The organism is Lentibacillus sp. JNUCC-1 (genome assembly GCF_009741735.1).
Classification (GTDB): domain Bacteria; phylum Bacillota; class Bacilli; order Bacillales; family Amphibacillaceae; genus Lentibacillus_B.
The window spans coordinates 266,225-285,415 of sequence record NZ_WHOH01000001.1 but is presented as its reverse complement, the minus strand read 5'-3'; the positions used below and the strand labels follow the sequence as shown (position 1 = coordinate 285,415).

The window sequence follows — 19,191 nt, the reverse complement described above, 5'->3', positions numbered from 1 at the left end:
TTTGCATCCCGCAGGAGTCTCCGAGTTTCCCCCGAGCTTGGTATGAGAGGTTATTCCCTAACTCTTATGTGAGTAGAACCGTCCAAGCCTCTGAATTAAATAAAGTGATTTGAGCGGAGGGAAGTCGACTCCTGCGGGAACAGCACGAGTCCGAAGACCCCACAGCGAGCGGTTTTTGCGAGCGAGGAGGCTGAGGCCGTGCCCGCGGAAAGCGACTTCTCGCAGCGCAAATCACGATTCTCTCATAGTGGTGGTTGGTTGCAAGAAGCAGTCATTCCAAGTTTTCTTTGGTTCGCAGTTTGTGTCAATTGTTCATTAAAGTTTTAACTGCAAATGTAACCGTCTTTTGAGAAGGGTTTTCTTTATATTATTATTTTGTTTAATATAGGTAGTTTTATTCGAACATATATGTTTTTGTCCGGGAATGTACGTTTAGTACAATGCCGATTGCAATTAAGTAGGTCAGTGTTGAGCTTCCACCATAGCTTAGAAAGGGCAGCGGTAATCCGGTGATGGGCAGAAGTTGGATAGACATGCCGATATTTTGGAATATCTGGTACACGAACATGCCAATAAAACCTGTGACAAGAAAACTGCCGAATTGTTCATTGCTCATGATCGCAATGTGGATCATGCGGTAAATGAGCAGGAAGAAGAGAATCAGGACCACACTTGCCCCAATAAATCCGAATTGCTCAGCAATGGCTGTGAAAATCATATCGGTATGCTTCTCGGGGACATACACTTCCATAGTGCTGACGCCTTTGCCAAAAAGCTTTCCAGAGCCAATCGCAAGCATTGCAAGCACCAGCTGATACCCTGAATCAGGATATTGTTCTGGATAGATCCATCCATAAAAACGGCTTTGGATATGATTAAAAACAGTTTCTTCCAGAAATTCCGATAAAGGCCCCGGTACATAGAACCATACGGCAATTGCAAGGCCTGCTACAAGAAAGGCCGCTGCGAAAATAGTCAGTATTACCCGCCACCTAATACCAGAGACAAGCAACATGGCTCCGGTTATACTTGCGAGCACAAGCGCACCGCCGAGATCGGGCTGGACTGCGATTAAAGCCATGGGCGGCAATGCAACCAGCATGATTTTTGTGAAGAGCCACAAATCCGTTTTATTCGTACGATTGACATATTTCATGTTATGGCCGAAGATAAGATGTGCGATGATGAGCACATGTGCAATTTTAAATAATTCCCCCGGCTGGACTGAACCAATTCCAGGAAGCATAAACCAGCTAACCGCATTATTTGCTTCATGCACAATGCTTGCTGGAAATCGGAAGAACAGCATGAGAAGTGTTGTGATGCCCACTCCGTAAAGGACCCACGCAACTTGTCTCAAACGGTCGTAATCAATCAGCATAATGAGGAATATCAGTATCCCCCCAATAATATACCACTGTGTTTGTTTGAGCAGGAAATTCTGGTTATCGTACTTGGCCGGTAAATAAGGGTCTATTGTATGCAAAGCAAAGATGCTCGCTGTAAAGAGTAGAATAATGATCAAAATCAATGTATAATCTATATTTGTCTGTTGGTTCTTCATGGTTTTAACCTTGCTTTCTGTTTTTGTAAGTCTAGACGTATTTTAACATAAGTCGACAGTATTGTATTGGAAACATGAAACTTTATTCTATAAAATGATAACACTAAAAACAAGTATACATGTTTTTGAATGTGCAAAACAGGGAATGACTATTTAGATTATATTTGAACGGCCCCTTTGACAAAGGATGTGAATAAAATGGAGAACGAGATTCGAACAGAAAATGCTTATACCCTTTTGGATGCTGCTTTGGATGGAGATCAGATGACTGACTTCCGTCATGTGTATTTAGAAATGCACCCTTATGATCAGGCCATGTATTTCATGCAGCTGGGTAAAGAAAAAAGGATGCAGTTGTATACCTATCTCTCACCTGAAGAAATGGCCGAAATTATGGAAAACATTGAACGTGAAGACACTGAGCCTTACTTCATTGAAATGGATCCGCATTTCGCAGCAATGGTGCTTGGAAGGATGAGTGCCGACGATGCGGTGGATATTTTAAATGAACTGGATAAAGACCAGGTTGTCAGTTTTTTAACTTTAATGGACGATCAGCCGGCAGAAGAAATTAAACAGCTGCTTCATTATGAAGAAAAAACAGCCGGTAGTATCATGACAACTGAATTTGTCGCTTTGTTCAAAACCCAGACAATTAGTGAAGTCATGAAGCAATTAAAACAGGAAGCACCCGAAGCAGAAACCATTTATTATTTATATGTGCTTGATGAGGATAAACGTCTTGTTGGTGTCACCTCACTAAGAGATTTGATTATTGCTGAAGAAACAGATATTATTGCTAACGTAATGAGTGAGAACGTCGTGTCTGTATCTGTGGCAAAAGACCAGGAAGACATCGCACAAATGATGCGCGATTATGATTTTCTCGCATTGCCGGTAGTGGACTTTCAATCCCATTTGCTTGGAATCATTACTGTAGATGATATTCTCGATGTTATGGAAGAAGAAGCAAGCGATGACTATTCTAAGTTTGCCGCTGTTATGGATACTGACAGCCGGACTGATAACCCCTTTTCAGCCGCAAAAAAACGTTTGCCGTGGTTAATTATATTATTATTCCTTGGCATGTTTACAGCGAGTCTGATTGGGATGTTTGAAGAAACGATCTCACGTGTTGCGCTTCTTGCTGCATTTATTCCCGTTATTGCCGGTATGGCAGGAAATACAGGTACACAAGCTCTTGCTGTTGCTGTCCGTGGTATTGCGACAGGTGACTACGGCAAGGAAGGGAAGATTAAGTTGCTGGCCAGAGAGGCCGGAACAGGCGCCATCATTGGAATAGTTTGCGGTATCGTTATTTTTGTTGTTGTTTTGGTATGGAAACATAATCTGGCCTTTGGGATTCTGATCGGTATAGCCATTATGATGACACTATTTGTCGCAACCATATCAGGGTCCATTATTCCGATTCTCATGGATAAACTTAAAATTGACCCAGCAGTTGCTTCAGGTCCTTTTATTACTACGATTAATGACTTGATTTCAGTTATTATTTATTTTGGTCTGGCGACATTATTCCTGAGTATGCTGACATAGATAAGGGGCACATCGCCCCTTTAGACTACATATACTGTGGTGGAAAGAGCCTATATAAAGGAGCGATTCACCATGGCTGAAAAACGATATGCCAAGTCGCCGCTGTTATATGTTGAACAGTCTGGCATTAATGAACCGAAAGCGCGCATGCAGCATCAGTATCAATCACCCAAGAAAAAACCAAACCGATTGAAAAAGGAAGAATCAGTTGTCCCACAAAAGAAGAGAACAAAGAAAACCGCAAATAAAAACAAACAAAACGAACAGCTGGTTGAAGAAGAGATTGAACAAAATGAAGAGCAAAACATAAATGAATTCGAATCAGTGCCACAAACTGAAGAGGAAGATGTTCAGGAGAAAATGCAGGACAAAAAGTTTAAGGATATGTCAATTGATGAGAAGTTGGTCTATTTAACAAATCGTTCCCCACACGCACCTGTTCTTCGTTGCGAAATTAAAACAGAAGACCGCACATACCGGGGTGTCATTATGGAATTGGATGACAATATCGTTAAAGTGCGTGTCGGCAGACGAACTTCTATTACAAAGGTTCAAGTAACTGATATTAAAAGTGTACGCCTGCTAGGTCTCATTTAACAAAAAACGGGGATAAGCGTTTAACCGCTTATCCCCGTTTTTGGTTCTCATAACACATTAAAATGCTGAAATTGCCGGCAAGCACGTAACATGGCAGAAGCAGTTGAGATCAACTGTCATACAGATACCAGTTGCTTCCAATTCTCCTGTGAACTGAGTTACAGGCGAATCTGGATCATCGTCATTATCATTATCATCTCTCAGCAATTCAAGAACAGCACAGCAGTCATCTGTTACTTTTTTCACTCTGAAATAGAAGCTGCCCATAATGTCATTAATTCTGTCCGGATCGGCTCCAAAGCCCTTAAATGGCTGACAGCCGTCCTTGCAGTAAAGCAGAACTGGAACCGTATCTAAGCCATTTCCAACATCTGTATCACCGAGTAAATCACTGATTGAACGTTCGCAACTCGTTTCACAGCAATTCTCCACAACATCTTGTTGCGCATCTGCAATTTCTTTTAGAATATCGCAAACGCAATTTCCAGTATCATGCACTTTTCCACAACCCATACATGATTACCCCTTTCTATATTTGATTTCTTAAGCTTTCTTTAACAGACTATGTAATAATCGTGTCATGGTGTGGGCAGACGTGCAGTTTAGAATTTTATTTTTGGGGTATATCCCAATAAAGGGCTTTTGCCCCATTTCATGTGACTGTAAATTTGAGGAGGTGCGAATGATGGGTTATATTATGCCGGTTTCTCATTTTCAGTATCAGGACTACCAGGTTCGGGATATTAAAGGAAACAGTCGTCCTTTTTATGTGGAGAGACCTTATAAAGCTGTGTTGGAAGCAGCCTATGAAGAAGCCGCAGACTCAGGAGAACATGAAGAAACATATAAGGAACGCCCATCCACTAACTTGCTTAATCAGCAAAATCATATGAATGCCATGCCTCGTCACACTGTTACAGAACCAAACTCCGATTCATTCTACCTTCCAGATCATGCTGCAGCAGATACATTAGCTGAAATGACGGGGAAAGGGTTAACATTTAATGTACATGTATGAATACGTGAAAATCCTGACAAGGAGGTTCAACACCATTGTCAGGATTTTTATATAAGACCTTACTAGTCTTTTTTTCTTTCCGTTTTCTTTGTAAATGACTGTACAAACAACTTTTTGCCTTCTGTATACTCGCAGTAAAAGATATCTTTAATATGATTAAAGCCGCTTTTCTTGAGCTCATCAAGCAACCAGGATTTGGACAGGCCAGCTTCAATGAGATTATCTTCAATTACCTCTCCATCTTCTATTAATGCATACGGGAGGAAGGCAGGTTTCTGGGAAACATTAAGATCTTGCTTTGTCGGCTGCTGATAGGCAGGCTTTTTCAAAATGGATAGTTTCCCGTCAGTTTCGAGGATCCCATACTCAACTTCCTGAACTGAGAATACATCTTTCTCTCTCATAAGCTGTTGTACTTCTTCTACTGTCATTTTATTCTTTTTCATTTCTTCTTTGATCAATTCGCCATGATGAATCATGAGGGAGGGCTTTCCTTCAAGAAAATAACGTGACCCTTGAAAACGCTGGGTGATAAATTCAACGACATATAATAAAAGACCCCACAGCAAAACAACAAAAGCAATTTCAGGGATGCCTGCTTTGTCATCAAACAAGGCATTTCCAACAAGTTCCCCGATGATCACTGCAGAGATGAAATCGAAAGCAGTCAACTGTGACATTTGAGTTTTGCCGAGAATTTTAGTCAATATAAATAAGGCTATAAAGCCAAAAATCATATCTGTCCCCATTTGAAAATATTTTTCAAACATACATGACGCCCCTTTGTGCGGATTTATGATTAGCTTTACCCAATCACTGGGGTTCATGCAAATAAGCAAAAAAACAGGGCGTGTTTAGCCCTGTTTTTTTACAAGTGTTTGATCATGGTTACGTGTGGAATGCCTGCGTCCATGAATGTATCAGATATCGTTTCATAGCCCAGTTTCTTATAAAAGTTTTCTGCATGTGTCTGTGCATTCAGTTTGGCTTTAGGAAGTTTATGCTGTTTTATGAAGTCTTCCATAGCTTGGATAATTTGTTTGCCATATGAGTTGCCGCGATACTCTTTTAAGACAGCTATGCGCTCAAGTTTGCCATAATCATCCACGAGCCTGAGCCGACTTGCAGCTGCGGGATTTCCATCTGCATATCCCACGAAATGGGTGGCAGTTTCATCAAACTCATCCATTTCCTCTTCAGGCGGAACATTTTGTTCAACGATAAACACCTTGTGTCTGATTCGAAATGCAACTTCTCGTTGTTCGGGTGTTTTAACAATAATGATTTGCATTAGGCCTTTTTACCAAACTGAAACGTTTCATAAACGGTCCAAGTTCCATTCTCGAGTTGATAGAGCAGGTGGAAACGGTCAATATAGTCTTCATAGGCCATTTCCTTCATTCGCAAACTTCCGAAGACATCAGAATATTCATCTTCCACAAGTTTTTGAGCCACTGTAATATGCGGAATAAACTGATACGTCGCATTCTGAGGGAAAATGCCCTCATGCATTTTTTGATGGAGTTCCTGCAATTCCTGGATAGGTTCAACTTTCATATAAATTGTGTTTGTGACAGGTGCAAATGTACTTACTTTATTAATGTTGAGTGTAAATGGTTTGGTTTCTTCAGCAATTTTGTCAAGCTCGGGAATCAACTGGTCTATGGTTTTGTCATCTGTTTCAAACTTTTCTTTCAGTGTGATATGAGGGGGGATGTTCTCATAATGCGGGTCATATCGCTTTCTTAATGCATTGGCGTCGTCCTGGATTCTTTTGGATGGAAAAATGGCTATACCGTAATTGGTCATATGCGTTACCTCCTATTATAGTCTATTTATACTGTTACATCTTGTATGCCAAGTCTATTATAACAAAAAGCAAATTGTTTTGTAGGAATTTGGAATATATTCCTAACTTATTTTATACCCGGACGGGGGATCAATCAAACATGAGTGGCAATATTTCGGGTAACTGTTTCTGCCAAGCCCCCATGTATGACCAGCGCCGTCTATTTCATCATATTGATAGGAAGCCCCTACAGACTCAAGCAAATTGGCCAGCCGTCGATTCGGCGATAGAAAATCCACCTGTCCATCCTGAGTTGTTGTTACACTGGTTTCAGCTGTTCCAATCGAATGATAAATATCGATCGCATGGATGTCTTTTGCTTTTTCGACTGCATTTATGACTGTGTCATTTACAAGCGGAGATTGCATAATGACTTTTCCGAATGTGTGTGGGTATTTCAATGCAGTCATTAAAGCAAGTGTACCAGCCAGTGAATCACCCATCAATGCCCTGGACTGTCCCATATGATAAGTGGGGAGGAGTCCCTCTAAAAACGGGACGACTTCGTGTGCCAAAAATTTAACATAGGCAGCGTGCTGGTCACCATCAGGATGATATTTTTTGAGTCGGTCATATTTGTCTTTATAATGAATGCCGATAAAGATGGTGTTGGCAATGCTAAAGTCTGAATGCAATTGGTCGCTTAAAGTTGCTACTTTACCCAGTTGAAAATAATCATCTCCATCTTGCATGATGCATAAATGGTATTTATACAGATCCGAAAATGTTTCAGGGTAGTATATCTTTAATGTCATCTGTTCATTTAAATACGTGCTAGCAATTGTTTTTTCAACCATGGTTCCTTTTCGTGCCACGGGCGTCACTCCAGTCTCGTAAAAGATTCTTAAACTTATCGTACTATTTGCCGTACAAAGACGCAATAAAGGCCTCTAATTCGCAAGGGTCTGAAGTTGTCCTTTGTATAGCTCATGGTAACTTCCGTTCTTTTCAACCAGCTCTTCATGGCTACCTTGCTCAATGATATGCCCATGTTCAAGCATGATAATTGTGTCAGCTTCTTGAATCGTATTCAGCCGGTGAGCGATCACGAAACTGGTGCGGCCTTTCATCAGCCGTTTTAAGGCGTCCTGAATTTTAACTTCTGTAATGGTGTCAATATTGCTGGTCGCTTCGTCCAAAACCAAAATGGCTGGTTTGGCAAGGATGGCTCTTGCGATGGTTAGCAATTGTTTCTGCCCTTGACTGATTCCGCTGCCATCTTGATCGAGTATGGTGTTATATCCGGCAGGCAGCTTTTTGATAAAGCTGTGAGCATTCGCGTCTTTAGCAGCTTGAATGACATCTTCATCACTTGCGTTGAGCTGGCCGTATCTAATGTTCTCCTTGATCGTCCCACGAAACAAATAGGAATCTTGGAGCACGAATGCCATGTGTGCCCTGAGGCTAGTGCGTTTGATGTCTTTAATATCAATACCATCAAGCAGAATGGCACCTGAATCATAATTATAAAATCTTGCAATCAGATTGATGATGGTGGTTTTGCCTGCACCGGTATGCCCTACAAAAGCTACAGTTTGACCGGGTTGTGCCTCAAAGGAAATATTTTGTAGAATAGGCGTGCTTTCATAACCAAAACAAACATCACGAAACTCAATGTGGCCTTCAGTTGTTTCTACATTGCGTGCTGTTTGTTCATCTTGTTCTTCCTGCTCCTCGTCAATGACATTAAACACACGTTCAGCCCCGGCGATTGCTGAGAGAAGAATGTTAAACTGATTCGACAACTCATTAAGTGGACGGGTGAACTGTCTTGCGTACTCTGTGAAAATAACAATAACCCCTACTGTAATAACTTGGTTGACAGCCAGAATCCCGCCGGCAAAAGCAATAAAAGCAAAGCTGAGAAAGTTCAAAACGTTCATGACTTTAGGGATAAACCCTGTAAAGGTCTGAGCCCAGAAATACGTCTGCTGCAACGTCTGATTTCGTGATTTAAAAGAGTCAATGACACGTGTCTCCTGGGAATATGTTTTAACGACATGCTGACCTGAGACCGTTTCTTCAACATAACCGTTTAAATCACCTAGATCTCTCTGCTGTTTCTTATAAAGCGGGCCAGTGCGCTTTGTGATCCAACGCATTCCAATAAACATAAGTGGAACGATTGTCATAGTAATGAGCGTAAGCAGTGGACTTAAATATAACATAACGCTCAAAGTGCCAATTAGTGTTAATACACTGGAAAAGATCTGAATGACTGACTGATTGAGTGTATTGTTGATGTTATCGATGTCATTGGTTATCCGGCTCATCAACTCTCCATGCTGCCGTTTATCGAAATAAGAGATAGGCAATCGGTGAAATTGTTCAAAGAGATGCTTACGTAAACTAAAGACCGTGTTTTGAGCAATCCCTACCATCCAATAATTTTGCAGGAAAACAGAGACAGAATGGCCCAGGTAAATGACAATCAGCCACACTAACAGCAGACCAAGCCCAGATGTTTCACGGTTTTCAATGTACTTATCAACAGCAACACCGACCATGAAAGGCCCTGCCAACACCAGAGCAGAACTGGCAACAACCATCAGAATAACCAATGTGAGACGCATCTTTTCTCTGGCCAGATAAGACCAAACGCGCTTGATGGTGGCCCAAGCATTATTGGCTTTATCCTGTTTGTCACGGCGAATGTGTTCGAGCGGAATCTTGTCGTATTGGAATGGCCTCTTTAATAATTCAAGCATGTTCAGCATACTCCTTTCCAAATTGAGACTCGACAATTCGACGATACAGACTCGATTGCTCAAGCAGTTCGTTGTGTGTGCCGTGAGCGAGCACACGGCCATCGTCCATTAATAAAATTCGGTCTGACTTAATTGCAGTGGCGATCTTCTGTGTAATGATCAACGTTGTACAGGCGTATGTGTCCAACGCATCCAACAATTTTGATTCGGTGGATAAATCCAGTGCACTTGTACTGTCATCGAGCATCAAGATCTGAGGATTTCTAATCAATGCCCGCGCAATTGAAATGCGCTGTTTTTGCCCGCCTGAAAGGTTCACACCTTTTTGTCCGACACGCGTCTCGTAGCCATCGGTCAGATCCATAATTGTATCGTGGATCTGAGCATCCTGAGCAGCTTTTTTCGCGTCTTCCTTTGTAGCATTTTCTTTACCCCAGGCAATATTATCAAAAATCGTTCCACTGAAAAGAAGAGGGTTCTGTGGGACATAGCCAATGCTTCTTCTCAGCCCAGACAAGGTGTAGGACTCAATACTGTCCCCGTCAAACAATATATCCCCTTTTGCGGGGTCATAAAGTCTTGGAATCAATTGAAACAGGGATGTTTTCCCTGATCCTGTTGAGCCAATGATTGCAAGCTTTTCATTAGGACGTACTGTAAAGGAGATATTTTCAAGCACCTGCTCAGTTGTATTGGGGTAGTGGAATGAAACGTCCTTGAAGATGATTTCCCCTTTTTTAATTGCAGGTGGGTGATCTGTATCTTCTTCATCAATAGGATCAACCTGAATGGTAAGCACATCACTCAGTCGTTCAGAGGACGCTTTCATACGGGAAAAAGCCAATATGATAAAGGTAAACATAGAAATAGCCATGGCGACACGAAGCGCATAATTGACAATAGCGACTACATCACCGACATTCGTGGTTCCGGCAACAATTTGTTTATTTCCGTACCAAAGGATAAATACCAGACTGAGGTTCATGACGAAAAGCAGCACTGGCATGGAAGCTTCTACAAACCGAAAAGCTTTGCGCGTTGTAACGGCTAGATCTGTATTGGAGCCACTAAAACGTTTTTCTTCATAATTACGTCTTAAGAAGGCTTTAATCAACCGCATGCCCGAGAGGTTTTCCTGCATAACCCTGTTAACTGTATCGACCTTTTCTTGTACCTTATCAAACATTTTCGAAGCCCGCTTAAGGACCCAAAGGATAAATCCGATGAGCAGCGGGACGGTGATTAAGAATATAAGCGCCAAACGGGCGTTAACAATAAAGGACATTAATACGCCGCCTAACACAAGAAAGGGCGCCTTTATCATCACTCTGAGTCCCATAAATACAGTGTTTTGCACCTGACGGATATCATTTGTAAAACGTGTCATTAACCCTGAAGTTGGGTAAAGTGATAAAAGTTTAAAAGAAAACGATTGAATCTTTTTAAATAAAGCTTCTCTAATGTCATAGGCGAAATGTGAACTGGTATGTGAAGCATAGAAAGAATTCAGCACACCTGCTATAAATGTGAGCAGGCTCAGACCGATCATGATCGATCCCCACATGACAATAGTATCAATATTTCCTTTGACAACCCCATCATTGATCATTTTACCTAAGAAAAAGGGAAGTAAGAGTTCAGCCACTAATTCAAATAAAGTTAATGTATAAGCGATTATAATAAATAGTTTATAAGGTTTTAAAAATGAAAATATTTTACGCACAGTCATCCTCCTGAGGTGAAATGTATTGTATTATTATAGAGGGTTCCTACCCGTTTTTCCATTAATGTATTTCATGGTGTTAACTTTTTTATAAAAAACTATTGACTTCATGAAAGAAATTACATATACTATTATTTGTCGATAGAGACACAACACCATCTTCAAGATTCCGTAGCTCAGCTGGGAGAGCGCTACCTTGACAGGGTAGAGGTCGTTGGTTCGAGCCCAATCGGAATCACTACACAAAAAGAACCGGATTCTGTAATGTAAACAGAGTCCGGTTTTTTTGTTGTTTTCATATAAAAAGTCACTATTTGTCAAAACACAGTATAAGTAAACTGCGAACTAACTTAGGACTGCCGTTGGCAACCGCTCGGGGAAAACACTCCGCGTCCAGCGGGCGCTGCTGAGCCTCGGGCCCACAGGACGTGGGTCATGAAGGCGTTGCGACAGGACGTCGCGGTTTTAGCCTTCCTTCCCCTATGCCGACCTCCGGGGTCTCACCGAGGCTTTGCATCCCGCAGGAGTCTCCGCGTTTTCCCCGAGCTAGATATGAGAGGTTATTCTCTAACTCTTATGTGAGTAAAACCGTCCAAGCCACTTAATAACATAAAGCGACTTCCCGCAGCGGAAATCACGATACTCTAACAAACATATATGGTTCAATTTGGATATATCGGAAATTTTGCATGCGATATCGGAATTTTTGAAGTGTATATCGGCGTTTTTAACTCATATATCGGAAAATCACATGAAATTGCCATATAAGTCGTAACTTAAAACTTCCCCGAGAACTTTTATGTAGGTTTATAAAGTTTTCTCTGGTTCGAAGTTTGTGTCTACTATTCGTTAAGCGGTATAAATGTAAAAAATTTGGAAAAAAGGACTTTTTTAAGTTGTTGAAACTTATATACATCTACATCGTAAGGAATATAGAACGCATTGAATAAATCAAGAGTAAAGAAAGGAGATCACACAATTGGATTTACTGGAAATTTATCTTCTGAGAAACAAAAAAAGACGTGATCATGTAGTTGCTGAGACGGGTATTAGCCGAGATTTACTTGAACTGGCTGATCCGGACAGACCCAGCTATATTCCTGCTGAAGCCGTCAGAGCGATTGCTGAAACAGTTGGTAAAACACCTAAAATGGTTCAACTTGATCTTAAAAATCTGGAGCGAGAGGAAGGGTATAAAATCGTTTATGATGCTCCTGATCTCTTATCCGCTCTAGAAGAGAAAGAACCGCATATTATTATTCGTGGTGAATTTAAAGACATTTTTAAAGAAACATATCAGCAGCCTTTGTCAGACACAGAACAGATGGGTATGGATCTTGGCTCAGGTGGTTTTATTCGTTTCTTCGGCGATGCGTTTTACAGGATATTTAATCTTTATGATGAAGATACCAAACAAAAGAAAGATATAGAGAGTAAAGTACGTAAATATACCATTAGGCCTCTTAGTGAACAGGAACTTCTGCTTTATTTGAAACAGCTGGAATATTAAATTTAAAAGAATGCTTTGAGTTTCGTCACCAGTTTTTGATCTGGTGATAGATATCAAGCGGCCGTTCTTCGGTGATCAGGTGCCCTGTTTTTGGATATGTTTTCAACGTCGCATTGGGCAAATCCGTAGCGAGTTTCTTACCGGCTTTAAGCGGGACAACTTTGTCTGCTTCACCCCAGATTAATAATGCCTGATGGTTAATCTTTTTTAGCTCTTCGCTGCTTAAATCACCCTCCCGTTCCCGTAAAAACCGGACAAGGCCTTTATAAAAGTCTTTCTCTTCTAATGGTCGTCCATATTCTTGGACCAATTCCTCCGTAACAAGTTTTTGATCGTAAAGGACATTTTTCAGCGTGTCCTTTACGCCATTTTTTTGTACAATGTATTTAGCGAACAAATGAAAGAATGGTAAATGAGAAGCGATCATCATTCTTTTGGGAGAAGGCCCTAGATAGGCTGAGCAACTGATAAGAACGAGCTTCTCAATTTTTTTCGGGATGAGTCTGGCGGTATATAATGCTATTTGTCCCCCCATGGAATGCCCTACTAGCGTTATTTTGTCAAAATGAAAATAGTCAAGGCACTCTGAAATAAGTTTGGCGTAGTTTTCATATGAATAAGTGAAATGTTTTGATTTTTCACTTCTGCCAAATCCTGGCAAGTCTATCGCAATAACGGAAAAGTCCTGTGCCAATAGTGGCATGATAGGGTTAAATGTATAACTGGAGGCTACAAAACCGTGAATTAATATGAGAGGCGGCTTGCCGTTCAAGGTATATTCACAATAAATTTCTGTGTCCATAAGTGTTAAAATTGTTTTTCTGAACTCAGTCTGTTTTTGTTTCAACATGTCACCCCATTTGTAATCGCATAAACTGACAACGTATGAATTATTATGTATCATATCAGATGGATTAAACAAAAGCATTTGTTTCTGGTACGAACTGTAAGAATATGTTACAATGACCAGCGATGTAAATTTGAAAGGGGAACGACTATTTGAGTATGAAAAAGAAGTTGTTGTTTGTATTGTTCGCAAGTCTTGTTGTACTGCTAAGTGCATGTGGCGGAGACGGGAACGATTCTGATAAAGGAAATGAATCAAAAGATGGCGGTGAAGAAAAAACGGCAGAACCTTCACAGGAGATGCCTGAACCCGATCTTGAAAATATTCCAGACGTCGTTGCTGAAGTTAACGGTGAAGAAATTTCAAAGGGCGAGTTTGAGTCCTTATATACAAGCCAATTTCAGAGTGCTGCAGCTCAGGCTCAGATGTCCGGCCAAGAGCTAGATCAGGAGCAGTTAAAGAGCCAAGTTGCTGAGGGATTGATTGGTCAGCGTCTTGTTATTCAGGAAGCTGAAAACAGAGGCCTGGAAGCGACAGATGAAGCGATTGAAGATACTTTGAATTCAATCATAGAAAGAAACGGTTTCGAGTCAAAAGAACAACTTATGGAAGGCCTTGAAAGTCAGGAAATCGACAAGGAAGAATTCATGTCAGAAGTTGCTACTCAAGCAAAAGTGGATCAATTGCTTGCTAAAGAATCAGGCAACTTGGAACCGACGGAAGAAGAAGTGAAAGAAGCATATGAGGGTATGAAAAAGCAACAAGAAGTTCTGAATAGTCAAGGGGAAGAAGATGGGGAAGATGCTCCTGAAATACCTTCTTTTGAAGATATTAAACCCCAACTTAAAGAAAAATTATACGGTCAAAATGAACAGGAAGCATACCAGAAGCTAATTGATCAGCTTCGTGAAAAAGGCGATGTGAAAAATCATTTATCATAAATGACCACAGTATGAACATCTATACAAACTCAAAGAACAGGGTTATGTGCCCTGTTCTTTCTATTTTAATTGGCTCTACAATATATGTTGGGGTTTAAAAAATTTCACATGAAAAAACACGCAAACTCCTATTTTTGTTAAACTTTGTTTAGACCAAACAAACCAAAAAAGGAGCTGCGTGTAATTGAATTCTAACATGTATTTACCAGGTTTTGAAGAGTTTGTGATAACCAAATTCCTTAAATTTGAAGATTATGTTCATATCCATGTGGAGCTTAAAATACGGCCGCATCGCTGTCCTGAGTGCCAAAGGTGGACAAATAAAGTTCATGACTATCGCAAACAAAAAATTAAGCATACCAAGATGTTCACGAGACATACTAACATTTTTTACCGTAAGCGGCGGTATAAATGCATACACTCTGATTGCCGTAAAAAAGGCTTTCCTGAAGACAACACCCTCGTTGAGCGTTATCAACGGCAATCAGTTGAGTTTAAGCAGGCAATGGGCCTTGAGGTGGTTCATGGAAAGAACTTTAAGGATGTCGCTGCGCGAATGGGGACATCTCCTACAACAGTAATGAGGCGATTCGACGACATAGCATCAGGTATGTTGGATGAAACGAAAGAGTTGCCGGATACCATCGCTATTGATGAATACAAAGGGGATGCAGGTGGGGAAAAATATCAGACCATTATTGCAGATCCAATTAACAGAAGAACCATTGATATTTTACCTGATCGTAAAAAAGACACCTTAAAGACTTATTTAAAAAAGCATGGACAGAAGGTAAATAAAGTCGTAATGGATATGAGCCAATCGTTTAAAGCGGCTGTTGACCAAGCTTTAGGAGGGCCAATTGTGATTGCAGATAGGTTTCATTTTTGTCGTTATATCCATTGGGCGCTTGAACGTGTGAGAATTAAGGTTCAAAAGGAATTTATAGATTATGACAGGAAAAAGTGTAAACGCATGAAACATGCCTTCCACAAAAAGCCGAAGGATTTAACTTCTAAACAGCGTTGGTATTTGGATTATTACTTAAATCAATCAGATTATTTAAGACAGGCATATGAGCTGAAGGAAGCCTATCGGCATTGGTTTGAAGAAGCGAAAACGATGGGGGCTGATCACCTTAAGGTGATCAAAGATCGCTTATACGAATTTTATAACCTAGTTAGGCGTTCTGGAGTTGAGGAGTTCCGTAAAGCAATTGAAACTCTTCAAAACTGGCAAAAGGAAATCATGAACAGTTTCGCCTTTGATCTTAACAACGGGTATATCGAAGGCCTAAACAATCAGACCAAGGTCATTAAGCGCAATGCTTTTGGGTTTCAACGGTTCGACCGATTCCGTATGAGAATTTTATTGCATCACCAATATAAGCATATTAATACTCGAATAGCATAAATAGGAGTGGGCATTTAAGTGCCCACCCCAACATTTGACTTAGAACCTTTTAATTTTAAAATATACGATTATAAGATGTATTGAACGGGTATGTAACTTTAGTTAGCGGGCAAATTAATAAAAAAGAATTCTTAGGAGTGAAAGTGTGCAGAAGAATCGTTTTAAAGGTACGGATTGGACCGTATTCTATGTAAGTGGCGGATTTTTAATCGCATTTATTTTATTATCGTTAATAAGCAGTGATATGGTCGGGGCAGGCATCAGTACACTATTTGGCTGGACAACGACATTATTCGGCGGGTACTGGCAACTGCTTCTCCTTGCCAACTTCATTATTGGCCTTTATTTAGCATTATCGAAGTTTGGGCGGGTGCGTCTTGGGAATCAGGCGAAACCCAAATACAGCTATTTCCGTTGGATTGCCATGATCCTGGTTACGCTTCTCGCAAGTGGTGGTGTATTCTGGGCAGCATCTGAACCATTGTATCATTTTATGACAGCACCGCCTCTGTTCGGTGAAGGGGAACTGAACCATGTGAATCGTTCATTTGCTCAAGCTTTCCTTCACTGGGGTTTCTTGGCTTGGGCCATTTTGGGCACGCTTGCCACAATTGTCATGATGTACGTGCATTATACAAAAGGGTATCCTCTTAAACCGAGAGGGCTGTTATATCCGATTTTTGGAGAGAAAATATACCATAAAAGCGTTTTGGGTTCTACAGTTGATGTGTTTTCTATACTATCCACTGTAGCAGGTACACTTGGACCACTTGGATTTCTTGGCTTACAAATTTCATACGGTCTAAATCATCTATACGGTGTGCCCCAGGGGTTGACTACAAGCATCATTGTTATCTTAGTCTTAACTGCAATTGCAGCTATTTCTGCCGCAACAGGTGTTGATCGCGGAATTCTCACTCTGAGCCGGTATAACGTTGGGTTCACTATATTTCTTGCTGTTTTGGTATTGATTATAGGACCGACCATCTTTATTACGGACACATTTGTCGGAGGCTTGGGATATCAGCTCGATCATTTCTTTTCCATGGCACTGTTCCGTGGAGATGATGCCTGGCTTGGCTCATGGACGATATTTTTCTGGGGTTGGTTTATAGGCTATGCCCCGATGTTAATTGTCTTCATCAGTCGTATTTCCAGAGGCCGGACCATTCGGGAGCTTATTATTGCCGTATCTATTGTAGCTCCGCTTATTAGTAATTTCTGGTTCTCGGTTGTTGGGGGTACTGGTGTGTTTTTCGAAATGGACAAACCAGGGTCTGTGTCGACAGCTTTAACAGAAGGTGGTATGCCTGCTGCGGTTATGGCCATTTCAGACCAGCTGCCGTTGGGAACTTGGATTGGACTTGGTTTTCTGATCGTCTCGATTATATTTGTAGCAACGACGGCTGATACCATGTCTTATACAGTTGCCGCGACATTAACCGGCAGTGATAGCCCTATGAGATGGCTGCGAGTGTTCTGGGCTGTTATTTTCGGTGTGACAGCAGTGATGATTATGTCCATAGGCGAGGACAGTATTACGTCTATCCAAAATACCATCGTCATTACAGCTGTACCCGTTTCTCTGTTTTTACTTCCGCCTATTTGGCTTGCGCCTAGGATTGCAAGAAAAATGGCGCTTGACCAGCGGTTGATCTGGAAGCGTACAGGGCCAAAGCCTAAGTTTAAAGATTAAACCACTTTTGTTTTGTCAAGTTTTTGTTGATTTAACGCCTGATGTTTGATTTAAGTTAGGAAAGAGAATGTTTATAATAGAGATAGTAAAAAAATAAGCTCATTATAAGCGGAGAGTGATTAAAGTGAAGTTGAACGTTCATGACGAAGCAGCCCAGTGGTTTATTGAAGAAATGGATTTGGAAAAAGGGGATCATGTCCACTTTTTCCTGAAGATATATGGTGGGATCCCAACAGCTCATCCGAACTACTTTCTCGGTGTAGGGATAGATGAAGCTGGAGAGGATCTTAGCATTAAGGATAAGAAGTCCGGCATTTTATTTTATTTCAATGAAGCAGATGCCTGGTTTCTGGATCAATATGATATGGAAGTGGTTCGCGAAGAAGATGAAGTGAATTATTACTTCCATGAAAAATGATTGATCCTGTCAGATATAAATCAACCCTCCGCATTATGCGGAGGGTTGATTTATTATAATGGACCGAGGTTGTTTTCATTTAATTCCTGAATGTCTCCTCTTAAATTATGCAGCTGTTCATACGCCTGTTGAAATTGAGGATTTTCAGTAGCCGACTTGCCGGCAGAGCTTTGGATTGATTTCAAAGACGCCTCAGCTTTGTTGAGTTCGTCAATGGCTTGATCGTAGACAGAAGTATCTGAACCCTGGGCATCACCGATCATTGTTTCAGTATCTTTAATTTGTGCATGCGCTTGCTGGATGCGCTCTGTCAGTTTTTGATTAGACAACTTCATCACCTCTGGAATAGAATAGGTATAGTTTCACCATTCATGAACGGTTTTATGTAAAGGAGTTAATTTGTATGAGCATGCTTGAAGATAAGCTGAAGAGAGCATTAAATTACTTGAACGAGGGAAATTTAACCCAAGCTGAAGTGTTGTTTTTGCAATGCGTCGATAAGGCAGATGATCAGAAGTCGAATGTCTTTGCCCAAAGCATGCATGGCCTTGCTTACGTAAAAATGGCTCAAGAACATTTCGATGAGGCATGGGATTTGTACATGAGACTTTTAGAGTTGGCAGAAACCAAGAACGATACCAACGGACGAGCCATTGTCCACCATCAACTTGGTATGGTAGAACAAACAAGAGGTCATTATGCAGAAGCGCTTGAACAATTTGCCCATGAACAGTCGATTTACCAGTCCAGCATGGTCGAAGATGATCTTTCCGTTGCCATTAACCTGTTTGAACAGGGGTATGTTTATTTTCTCATGGAGGATTTTGAGAAAGCGAGCAATGCGCTGGATGAAGCGCTCGACCATGCGCAACGTTCGGACGACCCAGTTACCATCGCCTCAGTTCATCACGCCCTCGGTGATCTCGCCGCCCAGGGAAAAAACAAAGACAAAGCTCTTGAGCATTACACAGAGGCACAAGCTATTTTTCAAAAAGAAAATGACAGCCCCATGGCGGAAGAACTGACAGGGAAAATCACAACAGTTTCAGCATGGTGATGATTTAAAACTTTTACTTGGTGCGTGCCATTATTTGGTGCGCGCTTTTTTACATAGGCTTTTTTTGTGTACACAAGATATATGTGACAGGAAGGAGGTGTTTAGGTGTCTATGGATGAAGATGAGGTTTTAAAACAGGCCCGAACGTCGGGTTTGACGTATAACCAAGCAAAAGCTTATATCGCCAGAACAACTGGGGGCAAAGGCACGCATATATACAGCAATACAGACACAGAAGCTGTCAGGCAGAAAAATGCTGCTTCCATGAGTCGGAAACAGCGCTAAGTTAACAGTG

20 protein-coding genes and 1 tRNA gene are annotated in these 19,191 nt (G+C 41.1%); 11 read left to right on the top strand and 10 right to left on the bottom strand.

Annotated elements, in window-relative coordinates:
- Positions 1-394: 394 nt before the first annotated feature.
- On the bottom strand, positions 395-1,564 hold the full coding sequence (locus tag JNUCC1_RS01420) for an FtsW/RodA/SpoVE family cell cycle protein (protein ID WP_156643675.1): 1,170 nt from the start codon (positions 1,562-1,564) through the stop codon (positions 395-397).
- A 198-nt stretch (positions 1,565-1,762) separates the two neighbouring features.
- On the opposite strand from JNUCC1_RS01420, the gene mgtE reads away from it, so the two are divergent.
- Positions 1,763-3,121: a magnesium transporter gene (gene mgtE, locus JNUCC1_RS01415; RefSeq protein ID WP_156643674.1), complete on the top strand. Its 1,359-nt coding sequence runs from the start codon at positions 1,763-1,765 to the stop codon at positions 3,119-3,121.
- A gap of 72 nt (positions 3,122-3,193) precedes the next feature.
- Entirely contained in the window at positions 3,194-3,718 is a 525-nt protein-coding gene (locus JNUCC1_RS01410) for a CotO family spore coat protein (RefSeq protein ID WP_156643673.1), read from the top strand.
- A gap of 57 nt (positions 3,719-3,775) precedes the next feature.
- Here the strand turns inward: JNUCC1_RS01410 and JNUCC1_RS01405 are convergent, their stop codons facing one another.
- Complete coding sequence (locus JNUCC1_RS01405) at positions 3,776-4,231, bottom strand: CotY/CotZ family spore coat protein (RefSeq protein WP_156643672.1); 456 nt, start codon at positions 4,229-4,231, stop codon at positions 3,776-3,778.
- Positions 4,232-4,400: 169 nt separating this feature from the next.
- Between JNUCC1_RS01405 and JNUCC1_RS01400 the strand changes: the two genes are divergently transcribed.
- On the top strand, positions 4,401-4,736 hold the full coding sequence (locus JNUCC1_RS01400) for a hypothetical protein (protein ID WP_156643671.1): 336 nt from the start codon (positions 4,401-4,403) through the stop codon (positions 4,734-4,736).
- A 62-nt stretch (positions 4,737-4,798) separates the two neighbouring features.
- Here the strand turns inward: JNUCC1_RS01400 and JNUCC1_RS01395 are convergent, their stop codons facing one another.
- From JNUCC1_RS01395 to JNUCC1_RS01370, 6 genes are all read right to left on the bottom strand, one after another.
- On the bottom strand, positions 4,799-5,506 hold the full coding sequence (locus tag JNUCC1_RS01395) for a DUF421 domain-containing protein (protein WP_231746936.1): 708 nt from the start codon (positions 5,504-5,506) through the stop codon (positions 4,799-4,801).
- A 98-nt stretch (positions 5,507-5,604) separates the two neighbouring features.
- Positions 5,605-6,027, bottom strand: coding sequence for a GNAT family N-acetyltransferase (locus JNUCC1_RS01390; protein ID WP_156643670.1), 423 nt, complete (start codon positions 6,025-6,027; stop codon positions 5,605-5,607).
- A complete protein-coding gene (locus tag JNUCC1_RS01385; protein ID WP_156643669.1) occupies positions 6,027-6,545 on the bottom strand; it encodes a YjcG family protein in 519 nt (172 codons plus the stop codon). The genes JNUCC1_RS01390 and JNUCC1_RS01385 overlap by 1 nt, the downstream gene beginning before the upstream one ends.
- Before the next feature lie 102 nt (positions 6,546-6,647).
- Positions 6,648-7,400, bottom strand: coding sequence for an alpha/beta hydrolase (locus JNUCC1_RS01380; protein WP_331713552.1), 753 nt, complete (start codon positions 7,398-7,400; stop codon positions 6,648-6,650).
- A 75-nt stretch (positions 7,401-7,475) separates the two neighbouring features.
- Positions 7,476-9,293, bottom strand: a complete 1,818-nt coding sequence (locus tag JNUCC1_RS01375; RefSeq protein WP_156643668.1) for an ABC transporter ATP-binding protein — start codon at positions 9,291-9,293, stop codon at positions 7,476-7,478.
- Positions 9,286-11,016: an ABC transporter ATP-binding protein gene (locus JNUCC1_RS01370; RefSeq protein ID WP_331713551.1), complete on the bottom strand. Its 1,731-nt coding sequence runs from the start codon at positions 11,014-11,016 to the stop codon at positions 9,286-9,288. Before JNUCC1_RS01370 ends, JNUCC1_RS01375 begins: the two co-directional genes overlap by 8 nt.
- Positions 11,017-11,181: 165 nt before the next feature.
- Between JNUCC1_RS01370 and JNUCC1_RS01365 the strand changes: the two genes are divergently transcribed.
- Both JNUCC1_RS01365 and JNUCC1_RS01360 read left to right on the top strand, forming a co-directional pair.
- Positions 11,182-11,254: transfer RNA gene (locus tag JNUCC1_RS01365), tRNA-Val, on the top strand.
- Positions 11,255-11,995: 741 nt separating this feature from the next.
- Positions 11,996-12,526 carry a hypothetical protein gene (locus JNUCC1_RS01360; protein ID WP_156643666.1) on the top strand — a complete coding sequence of 177 codons (531 nt, stop codon included), beginning with the start codon at positions 11,996-11,998 and terminating at the stop codon, positions 12,524-12,526.
- A gap of 25 nt (positions 12,527-12,551) precedes the next feature.
- On the opposite strand, the gene JNUCC1_RS01355 is transcribed toward JNUCC1_RS01360, so the two are convergent.
- On the bottom strand, positions 12,552-13,430 hold the full coding sequence (locus JNUCC1_RS01355; protein WP_231746935.1) for an alpha/beta fold hydrolase: 879 nt from the start codon (positions 13,428-13,430) through the stop codon (positions 12,552-12,554).
- A gap of 101 nt (positions 13,431-13,531) precedes the next feature.
- On the opposite strand from JNUCC1_RS01355, the gene JNUCC1_RS01350 reads away from it, so the two are divergent.
- The 4 genes from JNUCC1_RS01350 (at position 13,532) to JNUCC1_RS01335 (ending at position 17,839) form a co-directional block, all read left to right on the top strand.
- A complete protein-coding gene (locus JNUCC1_RS01350) occupies positions 13,532-14,314 on the top strand; it encodes a SurA N-terminal domain-containing protein (protein WP_156645338.1) in 783 nt (260 codons plus the stop codon).
- A 196-nt stretch (positions 14,315-14,510) separates the two neighbouring features.
- Positions 14,511-15,725: an ISL3 family transposase gene (locus tag JNUCC1_RS01345; protein ID WP_156645337.1), complete on the top strand. Its 1,215-nt coding sequence runs from the start codon at positions 14,511-14,513 to the stop codon at positions 15,723-15,725.
- Positions 15,726-15,870: 145 nt separating this feature from the next.
- A complete protein-coding gene (locus JNUCC1_RS01340) occupies positions 15,871-17,421 on the top strand; it encodes a BCCT family transporter (protein ID WP_331713550.1) in 1,551 nt (516 codons plus the stop codon).
- 124 nt (positions 17,422-17,545) lie between these two features.
- The gene (locus JNUCC1_RS01335; protein WP_331713549.1) at positions 17,546-17,839 is read left to right on the top strand and encodes a HesB/YadR/YfhF family protein; all 294 of its coding nucleotides are present in this window, start codon (positions 17,546-17,548) and stop codon (positions 17,837-17,839) included.
- A 53-nt stretch (positions 17,840-17,892) separates the two neighbouring features.
- On the opposite strand, the gene JNUCC1_RS01330 is transcribed toward JNUCC1_RS01335, so the two are convergent.
- The gene (locus JNUCC1_RS01330; protein ID WP_156643664.1) at positions 17,893-18,168 is read right to left on the bottom strand and encodes a hypothetical protein; all 276 of its coding nucleotides are present in this window, start codon (positions 18,166-18,168) and stop codon (positions 17,893-17,895) included.
- Positions 18,169-18,242: 74 nt separating this feature from the next.
- Between JNUCC1_RS01330 and JNUCC1_RS01325 the strand changes: the two genes are divergently transcribed.
- On the top strand, positions 18,243-18,896 hold the full coding sequence (locus tag JNUCC1_RS01325; protein WP_156643663.1) for a tetratricopeptide repeat protein: 654 nt from the start codon (positions 18,243-18,245) through the stop codon (positions 18,894-18,896).
- A 105-nt stretch (positions 18,897-19,001) separates the two neighbouring features.
- Positions 19,002-19,181, top strand: coding sequence for a hypothetical protein (locus tag JNUCC1_RS01320; protein ID WP_156643662.1), 180 nt, complete (start codon positions 19,002-19,004; stop codon positions 19,179-19,181).
- The last annotated feature ends 10 nt before the right edge of the window (positions 19,182-19,191 follow it).